The sequence below is a fragment of the Bacteroidales bacterium genome (assembly GCA_014860575.1).
GTDB lineage: Bacteria > Bacteroidota > Bacteroidia > Bacteroidales > JAAYJT01 > JAAYJT01.
This window is the reverse complement of record JACZJK010000005.1, coordinates 238,381-254,496: the sequence shown is the minus strand read 5'-3', so window position 1 is coordinate 254,496 and position 16,116 is coordinate 238,381. Positions and strand designations below refer to the sequence as shown.

The 16,116-nt window shown below is 43.1% G+C and carries 10 protein-coding genes; 6 read left to right on the top strand and 4 right to left on the bottom strand.

What is annotated here, in order from left to right; translation table 11 throughout:
- Positions 1-53: 53 nt before the first annotated feature.
- The 4 genes from IH597_01435 to IH597_01420 form a co-directional block, all read right to left on the bottom strand.
- Positions 54-1,448: a helix-turn-helix domain-containing protein gene (locus IH597_01435; GenBank protein ID MBE0661101.1), complete on the bottom strand. Its 1,395-nt coding sequence runs from the start codon at positions 1,446-1,448 to the stop codon at positions 54-56.
- 253 nt (positions 1,449-1,701) lie between these two features.
- The gene (locus IH597_01430; GenBank protein MBE0661100.1) at positions 1,702-1,941 is read right to left on the bottom strand and encodes a hypothetical protein; all 240 of its coding nucleotides are present in this window, start codon (positions 1,939-1,941) and stop codon (positions 1,702-1,704) included.
- Positions 1,938-8,366, bottom strand: coding sequence for a carboxypeptidase regulatory-like domain-containing protein (locus IH597_01425; GenBank protein ID MBE0661099.1), 6,429 nt, complete (start codon positions 8,364-8,366; stop codon positions 1,938-1,940). Before IH597_01425 ends, IH597_01430 begins: the two co-directional genes overlap by 4 nt.
- Before the next feature lie 333 nt (positions 8,367-8,699).
- The gene (locus IH597_01420) at positions 8,700-10,010 is read right to left on the bottom strand and encodes a helix-turn-helix domain-containing protein (GenBank protein MBE0661098.1); all 1,311 of its coding nucleotides are present in this window, start codon (positions 10,008-10,010) and stop codon (positions 8,700-8,702) included.
- Positions 10,011-10,278: 268 nt separating this feature from the next.
- On the opposite strand from IH597_01420, the gene IH597_01415 reads away from it, so the two are divergent.
- From IH597_01415 to rsmA, 6 genes are all read left to right on the top strand, one after another.
- Complete coding sequence (locus tag IH597_01415) at positions 10,279-11,196, top strand: DMT family transporter (GenBank protein ID MBE0661097.1); 918 nt, start codon at positions 10,279-10,281, stop codon at positions 11,194-11,196.
- 54 nt (positions 11,197-11,250) lie between these two features.
- A complete protein-coding gene (gene rplU, locus IH597_01410) occupies positions 11,251-11,562 on the top strand; it encodes a 50S ribosomal protein L21 (protein ID MBE0661096.1) in 312 nt (103 codons plus the stop codon).
- Positions 11,563-11,608: 46 nt separating this feature from the next.
- The gene (gene rpmA / locus IH597_01405) at positions 11,609-11,872 is read left to right on the top strand and encodes a 50S ribosomal protein L27 (GenBank protein ID MBE0661095.1); all 264 of its coding nucleotides are present in this window, start codon (positions 11,609-11,611) and stop codon (positions 11,870-11,872) included.
- 103 nt (positions 11,873-11,975) lie between these two features.
- Positions 11,976-13,247 (top strand): serine--tRNA ligase, encoded by a 1,272-nt coding sequence (gene serS / locus IH597_01400; GenBank protein MBE0661094.1) that lies wholly within the window; start codon positions 11,976-11,978, stop codon positions 13,245-13,247.
- 15 nt (positions 13,248-13,262) lie between these two features.
- Positions 13,263-15,092: a tetratricopeptide repeat protein gene (locus tag IH597_01395; protein MBE0661093.1), complete on the top strand. Its 1,830-nt coding sequence runs from the start codon at positions 13,263-13,265 to the stop codon at positions 15,090-15,092.
- Positions 15,093-15,350: 258 nt separating this feature from the next.
- Positions 15,351-16,115 (top strand): 16S rRNA (adenine(1518)-N(6)/adenine(1519)-N(6))-dimethyltransferase RsmA, encoded by a 765-nt coding sequence (gene rsmA / locus IH597_01390; protein MBE0661092.1) that lies wholly within the window; start codon positions 15,351-15,353, stop codon positions 16,113-16,115.
- Position 16,116 lies beyond the last annotated feature (1 nt).

The following is a 16,116-nucleotide window of genomic DNA, read 5'->3' as shown; positions in this document are numbered from 1 at the left end:
AGGAAGGTGGAAAGGCTGTAAAAATATGGACAAAAAGTAGCAGAAAATGGTAATTATCCGGTTGAATTGTCTGTTTCGGATTCACCGGGGCTTTTCTTCATCTCCATGGGTGTGAGCCCGAAATGCTCTTTAAACATCCTGCTGAAGTATGAGGGGGAGGAAAAACCAAAATGATAAGCCGTTTCAGCAATATTGCCTCGCCCTTCTTTGATAAATCCAGCTGCCAGATTTAACTTGACTATGTAGATGAAAGCAGTGGGCGTGCTGTTAATCTCTTCATGGGTTACACGCTGCAGTTTTCTGAGCGATACGCCAAGATGCCGGGCAAGCTCTTCTGAATTGATGGTTTCATGGCTGTTTGCCTGAATATAATCAGTGGCATTTTGCAACAATGCCTGGTTTTCACTTATAGGAGCGGTCTGTAACATGGACCTGTCAAGAAAAACCACCGATGCAGGAGAAAGATCGGATCGCACGGGCAATTTCTTTAATCGTTTCATCCGGTAAGTGAGAAATGCGATCACAAGAATTGATAATACAAATAAACTTACATACAACCTGTAAAACCGTTGCAGGCTGGAGGCGCTCAATTGTTCGATCCATCCCGGAACCCCGGCAAGCTGCAATGAGACCCAGGTGTCGGGGAAGCCCAGATCGCTGTAACCGCTTACGTTATATGCCCAATAACGCAACGCCGCTTCTTCGTATGTGGTTGTTCCATTCAGGCTGTAGTCAATATCATTGTTTGCAAAATCAGCTTTCAACCTGAGGCCGGTTTCAGGTTTCAAGCCAACAGCTGCAAAAGGAATGGCGATCTCAACCAGATAAGCCGGATCATGCCTTTGTTGATTATCCTGATCGTTTACTGTAACAGCATATTCGTAATAAATATTCTGACCGCTTGTTTTGGGCGTGGCAAGTGTTGTATCTCTTTCCATCAACTCGCGGTCGCCCCGAAATACTATGCTGTTGCCTGCAATATCCACAATGAACTGGTAATCATTGATGTCCATTTTGGTGTGGCTATCGGCTTTTGAATCAATGTATAATTCAATGCCATCGTTACGGTGAATTTCAGGAACTTTTCCAACGGGTTCAACTTCTGCAAAAAGGTGTTGATCTTTAACCTGAAATGCAAAATAAAGCCTGGTCAAATCCCAGCAAATCCAGACTTCCGTTGTGTTTTTTGAAAGTGGGTGCCAGGTTTGTGAGTAATCAAAGTTTTTATCAAAAAAGGCCATCAGTATTCTGTCAGGCACAGGCCGGAGTTCCTGCAGGGTATCAGAAAATGTGATGTAGCAATATTCTTTCCAGTCGTTAAGGTTGCCGTTGATAACGATGTTGCTTTGCGTATAAGGAACATAAAATTGTGCGCCATCATTTTCTAAAGCAGATGCAATAAAGCAAACCGAAAGACTGTAAAAGCATGCAAATAGTGCAAGGCGCATTCCGTAGTATTGATTGAGCGAGACAAAAATACAAAAGTAAGTCCCAACAATTCAACCCTTACCCAATGATTTGGTATAGTTCTCAACTGTTTCAGATTGCTATTTCGCTTGTAAAGCAACTAGGAAAGCCATAAGAAATCCCCACTGGCCTTGGTCTCACCAGATCTGAGAATTATACACCTCTATGCGATTAAAGACTATTCTTAAGTCTATTAATGTAATTTATTTTGAAACCCTCTGCATCTGTCGGGTTTTAAATCCTTTCTATGATAAGTAAAAATGTGAGAGGGACGCAAATCCAGCTAAGAACCGCGAGCAACCAATCGGTTTTCCGGGAAATTTCGCCTAAAACATTTCTTACAATTAAAATACCGAGCAACACCAAAATACCGGCAATCCATGAATAGTTCCCATTCAGATAAGCTGCCATCAGGAAAATAATTATCAAGCCCATCAGGCAGGAAACATTGGTGAGTTGCCCCTGCATGATCACTGCCTGATCAGTTTTACGAAACCTGCATCACTGCCATGAATAACCTTCATAATATAGACTCCTGGTTGCATAAGTGAAAAATCGAATTCATGGCTTTGCGATGCCGGCAATGCTGTTTTAAGAATTACTTTGCCTATCAGATCATAAGCTTCAACTTCAATTGCACCACTGAAGCTTCCCCCGGTAAGCTCAAGTGTGAACCTTCCGGTTGTTGGATTTGGATAAACCCTGAAAAATGATTTGTCAGTGCCTGTAAGAGAGGGCATTTCCGTCGGGGTCGGATCAATAACTGCTGAAATAATACTTTCCGGATTTGAGCAATAATCATCAGTAACCGTTATCCGTGCCATCAAATAGCCACCATCAAAAACCCTCGTTCCCGGCAACATAATGATATTTTCACCTGCTACCAGTTCTGCCTCAGCGCCCGGTTCTACAATAAATATTGTTCCGCTGCCAGCCACGACAATTGTTTGTGTGGCTGCAAAACATTCAAACTGTCCCGTTAGGATCGTAATATCCTCAAGGTAAAGATTATCAGGAAGCGCAGGAATAAGCGTTGCAGTCAGATAGTTCGACTCATTTCCGGTTATCATGAAATCATTGATTGTCAATGATTGGTAACCACTGGCCGAAATATGCACATTATAAGTTCCCGGCACAATATATTCAATCAGGCAAATTCCTTCTTCTTCTGTGATCCCATACAATGAAGTACCTTCAATTTCCACCATTGCTCCATTTACCGGATTAGCTGAAACATCATCGGTAAGTGTTGCGTAGAGTAAGCCGAAGAGCAGATCGTTTGTGATATTCACGGTATAGTCTTCCGCTTCACCATATTCATATAAGGCGCAGGGATCGGAACCGGGAGCGTTCCAGTTTGTACGAACCCTTAGCCGGTGTTCGCCCAACGGAGCCCCGGCAGGAATATGAATTGTAGCCTGGTACGTTTCGCCTGCGTCATATAATATAAAATCTGTTAGCAGTCGTTCAGACGCCTCAAATTCATAATTATCGTTGAAATCTAACCAAAGTGATAGATGCTGATCGGAAAATCCTGAAGCAAAAAACACCGCATGATCATAGCCCCTTGCAATATCCGTTAATAATGCTGTGAAGTCCCCATATCCGTTTTCACTGCATCCGGATGCTAAATTCAGGATCGTGTTCAGTTCAAAATAATTCAGCCCGTCACCTTCAACACATCCGATTGAATAAAGACCTTCCGTGCAATACGCAGGTGGTATGGGCTGAAGCGGAAAGTCCTTAGTCACGGTTTCCCCGGATAAAAACTCAATTCCTTCGGATGTGGAAGGTTCATAACCTGCTGCTGTTGCAGTAACATCATAGATGCCGGGTAATATATTATTGATTGTGTACTGCCCGTCGCTCTGGCTGAGGGCAGAATAAGATGTTCCAACAAGTGTGATCAGGGCATTCTCCAATGGCAGGCTGGTAACATCATCACTTACCTTACCGCTTAAAGTTGCAGGCGGAATGGGAGTCCCGTAAACCTGGATATTATCTATGATCCAATCATTAATGTTATTTGAATCCTGTCCGAAAGCCCTGAAGTAAATCCTGATCTCATTTCCGGCCGCTATGGATGAAATATTAAAAGACTCGCTAATAAACCCGAATGATCCGGCGGCATTGTTGTAAGTTGCTACATTGATAAAATCGTCATTATTCAGTACCACCCTTACTTGCAGTTGTTCCAGTGTTGTTGAGGAATAATTAACGTAACGGAGATCAAATTTGAGAAAAACCTGAGAATAATTTTTTGCATTCAGGTAGTGGCTTCGCAAATCTGCCGAGTAATTATAAATCCGGGGCCAAAAATGGAAAGTAGCCGCAGGGGCAGCATTTCCAAGTGTGGCCGAAACAACCCAATTGTCGGCAGTTTTTACCCAGCGTTTGGTTGTAAAATCGCCAGATGTCCAATTTTCAGAAAAGGGCAATTCGAAGGGTGGCACATATTCCCAGTGCACCCGGCTAAAGGGATCGCTTTCGAACGCAGCTCCGGCAAAAGCACCGGTGGCATTGTGGAAAAACACATTACCATTGTCGCTGGTTTTAGTTACATTATACAGGCTTCCTGTTGTATTGGCCGGAAAAACAGCATCTTCAACCGTTATTGTGGCTCCCTGATTCCACGTAACGAGTGTTCCTCCGGGAGCGCCATTCCTGAAGGTGCAATGATGAAAAGCCATTTCAGGATCAACATAGGAAAGCAGTCTGATCCCGTCATTATCCATGTTTTCAAAAATGGTATGGATGGCGCCTATTCCTCCCCCGATAACATCAAATGCGTAATTGGCCTTTGAAGCGCTACTGACCAGAATATTATCGGCTTCCGTTCCCTGAAATCTTACCTCAGCTCCATAATTGGATTCATAACTGCCATCAAGAAACAATGCAGAGCCTGGATTAAATGTCATATGCCCGTTTTCAACAGTGAGCTTATTACTGACAGTCAGGTCAAGGTTATTGTTTATGAGAACACTTCCCGGACTGGCCTTGTCAACGGTAAGCTTAAAAAAAGTCTCGCTATTATTGATAATAATATTACTGTTGCCGTCAAGGATAACATGGCCTGTGAGTTCAGTAAAATTTGCCTGGCTTTTAAGATTAATAAAGTTCCCTGCAACTTTCATGGTGGGTGGTGCTTCAAAAATTCCGCGTTCAAGAATAAAATCCCCGTTGATGTCAAGCGTGCCGGAAGCGGTCAGTTTTTTTACGATGCCTTTGTCTTTTCCTTCTGTGGCCTTAGTTAACAAAAGATTATAAAGATTGCTTGCTGGATTCACAGCAACTGTGGCATTATCCTCAATGCCGTAAAATTCAAAAGTGCCGCCGCTTGGATTAAAATCAGTTCGCTGAACAAGCAAATTTCCTCGGGTGCGGATTGTTCCACCTGTAATATTCTCAGTAAAAGTATAGGACGGGGAATTGTTAATCTGGATGCCTACATCATAAAAATCAAGAACGCCACCGCTCATGGTGATGGAAGCGTTGGCAGCCCAAGGCCAGAAGCTTGGGCCCTGGCCACCGGTAATTTTAACGGTTCCCCCGATAATTAACAGGTCACCATTTAGGTCCATGTATTCGCCCGGGTCCTGGCGCAGATTCAATTCACCGGAACTTACAAACACTCCACCATAAATTCCCGGATCCATCATCCCGGCTGCTGAAAATGTTCCACCATTTACCATCAACACTCCTTTTGTCCAATCGTAAAATTGACAAGTAACTGTTGTTTCCGGAAAACTAACCCATAACGAGTTATCTATTTCAAGTATCCAGAAATTGGTATTCTTAACCGTTTGATCTCCACTTCCGCAAAAAATAACCCTGGCATTGCCATGTTGGAAAGTGCTATTATCTGACCTGTTCCAACTGCCTCTGATCTTAATGTTGTAGCCATTCGTTTGCAGTGTTCCTCTCTTTAAGTCAAGATCGCCCCTGATATCCATGAAGGATAAAAGATCGAGCGTGCCAAAGAAATCTATATCCACATCATTGAAATAGCTTCCTGTTGGAGTGCCTATTGAATAAGAGTCTGAACCAGGCATTTCAAAAACTGCTGCACCCTCATTAAAGGTATACTGACTTCCCGGATAAGTTAAAAACACGTCCCTTATGATCGTATTCTGAGTTGAGGTTCCAATAAAATGAGCATTTGGGAAAATGGTAAACTCCTTTTTAATGAGCAATGGATAGGACGATACCGGTGCTTTCCCGGTAGATGATTCTTCCGCAAAAGTTACCGAAGCATCCGTTTTGGCAATTGTTAGTTTGGGGAACCAACTATTCCCCGACTTAACATAAATTTTCGAATCCTCAGAACCGATCATGCTAACATACCCGATATTTGATACGATGTTTGAGTAAAGCTCAAAAGTCCAGTCTTTCTTAACCTGTATGCCTGCGTCTGCATCCAGCATGATAGCTCCGTGTTGCATACAACTTACATTGCCGTTACAAATCAATGCCCAATCATCATCTATTTCGAGGAGTCCATTAAGGAAAACATCATTACTTACGGTTAGGTTGTTAGTGGTAATCTGAAGCCGGCCGCTCTGAAGCAGATTCAGTTCACCGCAAAAAGCTGCACCGGCTGTTATAATGGGGTAATTTGATACTGGTGGTATGGTAACCTTATCTCCGGCGCCCGGCACTGCCAACCCTGTCCAGTTATTGCCATTATGCCAGTTATGGCTGACTGCACCCGTCCATATAAATGCATCGCTTATTGTGATACCGAATTGCCCTGAAATTCTTTCCCTCGCGAAAACACAAAGACCATATCTGTCGGCAGTTGTGATGTTAACGATGAACGATTCAGGAGCATAACCAGCATTGCTTGAAATATAGTCAGCCTCTGACAGAGATTTAAAATAATTTCCGCTGGTTGAACCAAACAAGGCCATATCCAGGCTCATTCCAACACTTTCATGCTCCAACTTTATATAGTATTGGCCGGGGTTTAGTTGGAGGTCATAAATCTGAACCAGATCATTGTTATTCCAGTAACGAATCATTTCAACTCCCGGAAACCAGTTAAGGACCTCTGTTGATTTCTGGAACTGTGTAAGAACCTGACTTACTTCGCTCAATGGTCTGATCTTCATGCCATAGGGGACATTGCCAAGAAGATGGTTTCCATCCAGAACCACAATGTTTTGTGGAGAGTCAGTTAAAGTTGAAGATGAGAGCATATTAAGAAAGTATTCATCCCACAATTCACAGGTCCAGGGATTTTCTTCCTCTAAATGATACGTTCCTACAACTCCCCACTTGGGGTTATCGGAAGGTACCGAGTGCTCGAACCGGTAATATTTTGTTAAATGATCGTTTAAATAAAATTGCGAATGTTCGAGATAAGCGATTGAACCCCCTGAATTAATCATAAAATTCCCGTATGATCCATCGGCGCCGGCATATTCTTTTGTTGGTGTGTACAAGTCTACTCTGATCCTGGCTTTAGTGGAACTAAGGTGTGAAGGAACAAACCAGTTGTGAAATCCGGTATTTGGCAAATTAGTTACAAACTTCGTGAAACTGTGCCCGCCATCAAGAGAGTATGATATATCCACCGTTGATCCGGGCACATTATCCGATAACCATCGGATCTCGTGATAATTTCCTGCCCGAAAAGTCTCTCCCTGACCATCTCTGTTATACCTGGGATCGCCAAAAGGAGTAACCAGTTGTATTGCATTGCCTGAAGAACCCCCGGGCACCACAACTGTAACACCCAGCACATGATACCTGTTGACTGAAGTTATTTCAGGCTGCCAGGTCCAGTGTGTATGGATTATATCTGTGCCTTCCTGGTAACCTATAATAGTAATGAAATGATTCCATAGATGCCCAATCAAAGGCCTGTTGTTATCTATATTTGGATTGATCTTTGTCCATGGGGTAACCCTGTAATTGCTTGCACTGAAATTATATCCTTTTAGCGTATTGGCAATATATTCCACTCCATTGTCCATCAGGTGCGGATGGGTAAAACCACTACTAGTAGAGTCGGTTCCCATGTAAAAAGCAACAAGCTTTTGTATTTCAGGAACATTGAAATCAGTCTCCACATCCACAGGATCCCATCTTTCAAAATGATGTGTTATCAGGTTCGCATATTTGTAGATTGAATTCAATGAACGATAATCATGGTATCCAAGTAACATGACCATTGCGGTCGGGCCGCACCCGTAACTCCAGTCGTAATATGGCATCACTTCGTGGTCAGAAATATATACATCGCCTCGTGTGCCTAAATCATAACCGTTTTCGAAGTTGATCCATTCTTCGCCGAAATCACCTGTTAAACAGAATGGTTCCGCTGAGGCTTTCATCAATCTGAATTCAGTTTCTGAAAGTACTCTCCCCACGGGTGATGCGCAGAAATAATAGCTCTGATCCAAGGCCGAATATTCTTGCCAGATGTCAGCGCCACCCAAATAATAGGTTTTACCTGCCTTCGGTATTTGGTCGCCAAACGCCTCAATCAGCATTTTACGGAGTTTATGACCCAATGCAAATTCCGGCGAAAGCTGTTGTGAATACTGATGCACAACCGGCAGGTTATCACGCGCGCCGATTAGGATGTTGCCAAACTGCCGGCTTCCCCATTGTTCTTTTATCATCTTTTGTGCAGCATAATCGCCGCAGTCGCTGACAAGCTTTTCTGATTCCGGAAATGGTTTCCCGATGGAATAATTGAACTGCCATGCCACGATTTCATCATCCTGGCCATAGTAAGGAATTGGTTCAGCCGGATACACATCGCCCCACAGAGCCTGCGCATTGCGGCCGGCAATTTCTTTGATGGTTTCGACCGGAACAATTTTGTAGCCCTGTGCTGTTAATAAAAACGGCAATAAAATGCCGCATAAAATGCTTGTTAAGGTTTTCATGATGTTTTCTCCTATGATTTTGGGGGTTAATTGTTGCAATCCTTTTGTGTGAGCCAATATTTAAAGCATGTCCATGACATTCCTAAGACTGAACGAAACTACTTCAGCACAAAAAAAAAAACGTGGATAATAGCGACAGAGATTGGGATGAAAACGACAGATTCTTGTAATGCAGTGATGCTGTGAAGCCATGGCTTATACGCCTTAAGTATGGGTTAGTAAGATTGGGTAGAGTAAGTTGTGGCCGCAAAAAACAAAGGTTACTGCATTGCTTGAACAGACTGCATCACTGTATTACTGTATTACTGTATTACCGCATCACTGCATCACAATCTATGCAGAACTGTGGGTGGCCAGATATTCAATCGGTGAAACGCCAAAGTGTTTGTGAAAGAGGCGGGTGAAATATCCGGGGTCAGAAAAACCAAATTCATAGGCGGTTTGAGATACGTTGGCTTTTCCTTGCCTCAGGAACTCAGCAGCAAGATTAAGCTTAAGGATATAAATAAAATTGGTTGGAGTGCATGATAGTTCTTCACGTGTAATGCGTTGAAGTTTTCTTAATGAAACCCCAAGGTGTTTGGCAAGCATTTCTGAATTGATTGTTTCATGACTATTCCTGCTAATGAAATCAGTAGCTTGTTGAAGGATTTTCTGGTCATCACTTACGGCATATTGAGCCGTGCCCGGTTTCTCAAGAAATAATATTGATTGAGGATGCAGATCTTCACGCGCCGGAAGTTTGTGCAATTTTCTCATGCGGATCAACAAAAAGCTGATTACTAAAATGGAAATCACAAGCACGGAAATATATATCTTAAAATACCTGCTAATCTTGGCCGCACTGAGCCTTTCGATATAGCCCGGAGCTCCGGCCAGTTGCATCGTTTTCCATGTTTCCGGGAAACCGAAATCGCTGTACCCGCTCATATTAAATGCCCAATAGCGTAAAGCAGTATCAGCGTAGGTTTGTGCACCTTCTAATGAGTAATCAATATCATTATTACACAAATCAATTTTCATTTTAAGACCGGTTTCGGGTCTCATGCCTATAGCAGCGAATGGAATGGCAAGTTCAACTAAGTAGCCTGTTTCAAAACCCACTGTATTATTCAGATACCGGACGGCCGTTTCATAATAGATGTTCTGTCCTGCTAATTTTGGAACCTGTACGGTATCAATATTGAACCTTTGTTTATCGCCACGGTAAACAACGCTATTTCCTGAAACATCAACCAAAAACTGGTAATCATTGAAGTCCATTTTCCGATAGCTATCGTTTTTCGCATCAATATATAATTCAATTCCATCATTCAGTTGAATCGGGAACCGATCTTCAGCAGGTTTAACTTCGCTGAAAAGATGCTCATCTTCTACCTTGAAAGCTAAAAAAAGAAAATTTACGTTCCAGCAAATCCAAATCTCAATATCGTTTTTCGAAAGTGGATGCCAGGTTTTTGTGTAGTCAACTTTATCGTCATAGAAAGCCTTTAGAGCACGATCCGGAACGGGACAAAGCTGGGCGAGCGTATCAGAAAAGAAAATTGACAGGAAATGGTTCCAATCGCTGAGATCCCCGTCAATAAATATGTCACTGGTATTGTACGGGATCTGATATTGCTCCTGCCCTGTTGATGTTTTCATAAGCATGAAAAAGCAAATCAATCCAAACCACCAGTGAATAATATTAAGTGATTGCATGAATACGGAAAAAGTACACGAAGATAGAGACAATAAAGCCGGTTTGCAAATTGGGTCACAGCTTTGTATTGGTTGAAAGTTTATTTTTCAAATAAATCCGAATGAACCTTATTCCAATCATCTTCCCTTCAGCAATTAAAACTACTTTTGCAAACTTTTTAAATCATTTATGAACCCCGAACCCAAACCAGCTCAGACTTATGCTTGGCTCATTTTAATCCTTCTCGGGCTAACCTGGGGCAGTTCATTCATCTTAATGAAAAAAGGGTTGCTGGTTTATTCAAGCAGCGAAGTGGGTGCATTGCGCATAGTAATCAGCTTTTTATTTCTTCTGCCTTTTGCTCTTGCAAGATTAAAGAATATTAAACCGCGAACCTTGCTGATATTATTGTTGGCTGGCATTCTTGGAAATGGCGCCCCAGCATTTTTATTTGCAAAAGCCCAAACAGTGATTGACAGTTCGGTAGCCGGAATCCTGAATTCCCTTACACCTTTGTTTACAGTTCTGGTTGGCATTATCGCCTTTAAACTTAAACTTCGCTGGTTCAATTTTTTAGGTGTAGCCATTGGAATGGCTGGAGCCATGGGTTTGCTTGCTGTTAGTGGAAGCGGAGAATTTTCATTCAAGTTCAGTTATGCAATTTATGTGATCATCGCTACTCTTCTTTATGCCATCAATGTAAACATCATTAAGACTTATCTCAAAGATGTTGACTCCATTGGTATTGTTGCACTTTCATTTATGCTCATAGGATTGCCGGTTCTCATTTACCTTTTCACCTTCACTGACTTTACTTTAAAGCTTTCAAACCATCCACAGGCCCTGACAGGTTTGGGTTATGTCGCAATTCTGGCTATTGGTGGAACCGCATTAGCATTGATGCTATTCAACAAATTACTAAAGATGACTGATCCGGTTTTTGCTTCCTCTGTAACTTACCTGATTCCTATCATTGCTGTGTTGTGGGGCTTCCTGGATGGAGAAAAATTAGGCTGGAGTTACCTCTTATGGGTGCTTTTGGTTCTTACAGGGATTATTCTTGTGAGCGCCAAACACCCCAGCCGACTACCAATCATTGGTGTTCTGATCAGAAAAACAAAAAATTACACCAACCGCTTTGGTATTTGATTTTTTTATCTAATTTTGCACCCCACTTTGCAACAACTCTTAAAGCAAGTAATAATGATCGCAATTGTTGATATAGCAGGCCAGCAGTTTAAAGTAGAAAAAGGCCAGAAACTTTTTGTCCATCGCCTTGAAGGTGAAGCCGGCGCAAAAGTTGAATTCGGAAATGTAATGCTGGTTGATAACGGTGGAACCGTTACCGTTGGCACCCCAAAAGTTGAAGGCGCAAGCGTTTCGGCTACCATCCTTGAGCACATGAAAGGCGACAAGGTTTTGGTGTTCAAAAAGAAAAGAAGAAAAGGATATCAGAAACTCAATGGGCACAGGCAATACCTGAGCAAAATTGAAATTGAAGGTATCGTTATTTAGTAAATTGAAGTTTAACCATCCCGAATAGGAACAAAAACAAGATATTATGGCTCACAAGAAAGGTGCCGGTAGTTCAAATAACGGTCGCGAATCGCACAGCAAACGCTTGGGCGTTAAAATTTATGGCGGACAATTCGCCACAGCCGGTAACATTATCGTACGTCAGCGCGGCACAGTGCACTCACCCGGAATCAACGTAGGCATGGGTAAAGATCATACTTTGTTTGCAATGGCCGACGGCAAGGTTGAATTCAAGAAACGCAGAAATAACAAATCATACGTTTCCGTATTTCCCGAAATGCAGGAATAGCAGGGATACCAGCTTTGTCCCCCCTATTCAGATACTTTATCCCGGCTTGTTTCAGGCCGGGTTTTTTTATCTAATTTCGCAGCCTTTATAATCATATAGCTATATGTTAGAACTCAACGCTATCAGAGAAAATCCTGGACAAATTTCAGAGAGATTGGCCGTTAAAAATTTTCAGGCCAGCCAGTTGATTGAACAAATCCTGACAATTGATAAAGTAAGACGGGAAACCAAAAACCAAATGGATCAGGCGCTTGCCGAGGTCAACAACATTTCCAGGGAAATTGGCTCCCTATTCCAATCGGGCAAAAAAGACGAAGCCAATGCAATGAAGGAAAAAACAGTTGCGCTGAAATCCCATGCAAAAACCCTTGGCGATCAGCTCAGCGATGCTGAAACCGAACTTCAGAAAATCCTGGTTCAACTTCCGAACCTCCCGCACGCTTCTGTAAAGTCAGGCAAAACTCCCGAGGACAATGAAATAGTCCATCAGGAAGGCACCATCCCGGAACTTTACAGCGAAGCCGTTCCGCATTGGGATCTTTGCAAAACCTACGATATTGTTGATTTTGAGCTTGGCAATAAAATCACCGGGGCAGGATTCCCGGTTTACCGTGGAGAAGGCGCACGCTTACAAAGAGCGTTGATTAACTTTTTCCTCGATCAGGCCATTGCCGCTGATTATATTGAGTACCAGCCGCCTTTGCTTGTAAATGAGGCATCGGGCTATGGCACCGGCCAATTGCCCGATAAGGACGGGCAAATGTATTTTATCAATGAAGACAATCTTTACCTGATCCCTACCGCCGAAGTGCCTGTTACAAACTTTTACCGCGATGAGATTGTGAAAGAAAGCGATCTGCCCATTAAAAATGTAGCCTATTCAAATTGTTTCCGTCGCGAAGCCGGTTCGTACGGAAAAGATGTGCGTGGTTTGAACCGCCTGCACCAGTTCGATAAAGTTGAAATCGTTCAGATTCAACATCCGGAAAAATCATACGAAACCCTTGAAGAGATGCGTGAACATGTGTGCATGCTTTTGCGGAAACTGGAATTGCCTTTCAGGGTGCTGAAGCTTTGCGGTGGCGATATGAGTTTTACATCTGCCCTTACTTACGACATGGAAGTTTATTCTGCAGCACAACAGCGCTGGCTCGAGGTTAGTTCGGTTTCAAACTTTGAAACATTCCAGTCGAACCGGATGAAATTACGTTTCAAAGATGAACAAGGCCGGATGCGTCTTGTTCATACACTAAACGGAAGCGCTTTGGCGTTACCCCGTATAGTGGCAGCATTGCTCGAAAATAACCAGACAGAAGCGGGGATCAGAATACCAGCAGCATTGCAGCCTTACACGGGTTACGATCTCATTAATTAACTAGCTAAACAATAAATGAAGCTTTTTCTTAGGGTTCTAACTATTATCACGCTGGTAACGCTCATAGTTGCTGAAACAAAAGCGCAGACAAGAACTACCGATATGCAGTTGGGAACCGAATATTTCCGTAACCGGGAATTTGAAAAAGCCCTTACTATTTTTGAAAAGCTTCATGAGAAAAACCCATCTCAGGTAACTTACCATTATTATTACAGTTGCCTTATCGAGCTAAAAAACTTTAAAAAGGCAGAGCAGGTAACACGCAAACAAATCAGGACAAACCCCGACAACCTGCGCTATCAGATTGACCTCGGTTTCGTATATATGAGCAATGGCGAAGCTGAAAAAGCTAAACGCCAATACGATGATGTGATCAAAGGCCTGAATGCAGACATGAGGATCATCAATGAAGCCGCAAATACGTTCATGATTCGGCTCGAAAATGAGTATGCCATCAAGGCTTATCTTAAAGGAAGAGAGTTGCTTGGCGGTTCGTACAGTTTCCATATGGAACTCGGAAATCTTTATGACCGCATGGGCGATTTCGAGAACATGGTCACCGAATATCTGAACCAGATAAGGATTGACGGCACAAATATTTCCCAGATTCAGAACCGTTTTCAGAACGCAATGAGAACCGATATTGACGGCAAGCGAACCCAATACCTTCGTACATCGCTGCTTAGAAGCATCAGGCAATATCCTGATGTTCCAATATATTCTGAGTTGATGCTTTGGTTCGCCATACAGCAGGAAGATTTTGAATCGGCTTATGCTCAGGCTGTGGCCCTCGACCGCAGGTTCAATGAAAGCGGCGACAGGGTGTTCTCCATCGCCCAACTCAGTCTTGCCAACAAAGAGTACGATATTGCAGTGCGAGCCTACGAATATCTGATTGGCAGGGGTGAAGAAAACAGATATTATCTGCATAGCCGCATTGAAATCCTGAATGCTGAATACCAGCGCCTTAATTCCACTTATCCGATTGATCAGGAGCTTTTAGTTCAACTCGAAAAGAGATACCTGAACACACTGGATGAACTGGGCAAAAACCGCTTCACGGTGGCATTGATACGCGATCTGGCAAACCTTTATGCATTCAAGCTTTACGACACGGGCAAAGCCATTCAATTGCTTTATGAGGCGCTTGATATTGCTGGCATTGGGCAGCAAAACCAGGCCGGCTGCAAACTCGACCTTGCTGACATCCTGCTTTTTACCGGAGATGTATGGGAAGCTACATTGCTTTACTCGCAGGTTGAAAAAGAATTTCCGAATGAACCAATTGGCCACGAGGCAAAATTCCGGAACGCGAGATTATCGTTCTTTATCGGCGAATTTGTATGGGCCAGGGCACAATTGAATGTATTGCGGGCAGCAACCTCAAAGCTCATTGCCAACGATGCAATGGCCTTGTCGTTAGTGATCAAGGATAATATGGATCCCGACAGCACTTTCGGAGCCTTGTCGTATTTTGCACGTGCGGAACTACACAGCTACCGCAACCGCGATGACCTGGCCATGATGACGCTCGATTCATTGATTGCCAATTATCCTTATCATGCCATTCACGATGATGTGCTATTTAAAAAGGCTGAGATCAGCATCAGGCGTTTGGAATTCACAGAAGCCGGCAATCAGCTTCAGCAAATTGTGACCCAATACCCCGATGGTTTGATTGCCGATAAGGCTTTGTTCCGCCTTGCTGAAGTGTATGAAATTTACCTTAACGATCCGGAGCAAGCTATGGAATACTACAAAGAACTTTTGTTGAAATACCCGGCCAGCCTTCAGGCTGCACCCGCGCGTCAACGCTTCCGGGCGCTGCGGGGGGATGTGGTTTAGGGGAAAGTGTGTTACAGATTGGTCAAACACTGGTCATACAATTGTCATTCAATGGTCAGAAGGTTGTCATGCGGTGGTAATACGATTGTCATGCAGTGGTAAGACGATTGTCAGGCAGTTGTTCTATTATTCTAGTGCTACAGATGCAAGCATCGCATTAAAGTAGCAGAATGAAATTACTGATTATAAATCTAAATTCATAATTCAAATACCGATTACTGAAATACTGATTACTGATCACTGAATACTACCACCCCCATGTTCCCCGTCAGACCCAAAAAACATCTAGGCCAGCATTTTCTGCATGATCAGAATATCGCGAGAAAGATTGCGGGAAGTTTGTCGGGTGAGAGCAGCAATGTGCTTGAGATCGGGCCGGGAACCGGGATTCTTACCCGCTTCTTACTCGAAAACGAAAATATGAATTTCAAGGCTATTGAAATTGATACTGAATCCGTTTCCTTCCTTCACGATCACTTTCCTGTGATGCATGGCCGGCTTATCCATGCAGATTTTCTGAAAAGTAAGCTGAACGATTTTTTCTCAGAACCTTTTGCCATCATTGGCAATTTCCCCTACAATATTTCCAGCCAGATTTTATTTAAAGTCCTGGATTACCGCAATATGGTTCCTGAAGTTGTGGGCATGGTTCAAAAAGAAGTTGCGGAAAGGATTGCCGCCCCGCCGGGTAGCAAAACCTATGGGATCATGAGTGTTTTGTTGCAGGCATGGTATGATATTGAATATCTTTTCACGGTAAATGAAAATGTGTTTATACCACCGCCCAAAGTAAAATCTGCTGTGATAAGGCTCACACGAAATCAAAAGCAAACGCTTGAATGCGATGAAAGCCTTTTTACCGCCGTCGTAAAAACCGCCTTTAACCAGCGTCGCAAAACCTTGCGCAATGCGCTTTCTTCAATCATCAAAGATAAAGACACTGCTGCTCTGCCTTTCATGAGTGAACGTGCTGAACGGCTGAGTGTGGACGATTTTGTTAAACTGTCCAGCAGCCTGCAGTAGC

Coding starts and splice junctions, on each gene's coding strand:
- rplU (MBE0661096.1), top strand. CDS start 11,251: ATGATCGCAATTGTTGATATAGCAGGCCAGCAGTTTAAAGTAGAAAAA.
- IH597_01395 (MBE0661093.1), top strand. CDS start 13,263: ATGAAGCTTTTTCTTAGGGTTCTAACTATTATCACGCTGGTAACGCTC.
- rpmA (MBE0661095.1), top strand. CDS start 11,609: ATGGCTCACAAGAAAGGTGCCGGTAGTTCAAATAACGGTCGCGAATCG.
- IH597_01420 (MBE0661098.1), bottom strand. CDS start 10,010: ATGAAAACATCAACAGGGCAGGAGCAATATCAGATCCCGTACAATACC.
- rsmA (MBE0661092.1), top strand. CDS start 15,351: ATGTTCCCCGTCAGACCCAAAAAACATCTAGGCCAGCATTTTCTGCAT.
- IH597_01425 (MBE0661099.1), bottom strand. CDS start 8,366: ATGAAAACCTTAACAAGCATTTTATGCGGCATTTTATTGCCGTTTTTA.
- IH597_01435 (MBE0661101.1), bottom strand. CDS start 1,448: ATGCGCCTTGCACTATTTGCATGCTTTTACAGTCTTTCGGTTTGCTTT.
- serS (MBE0661094.1), top strand. CDS start 11,976: ATGTTAGAACTCAACGCTATCAGAGAAAATCCTGGACAAATTTCAGAG.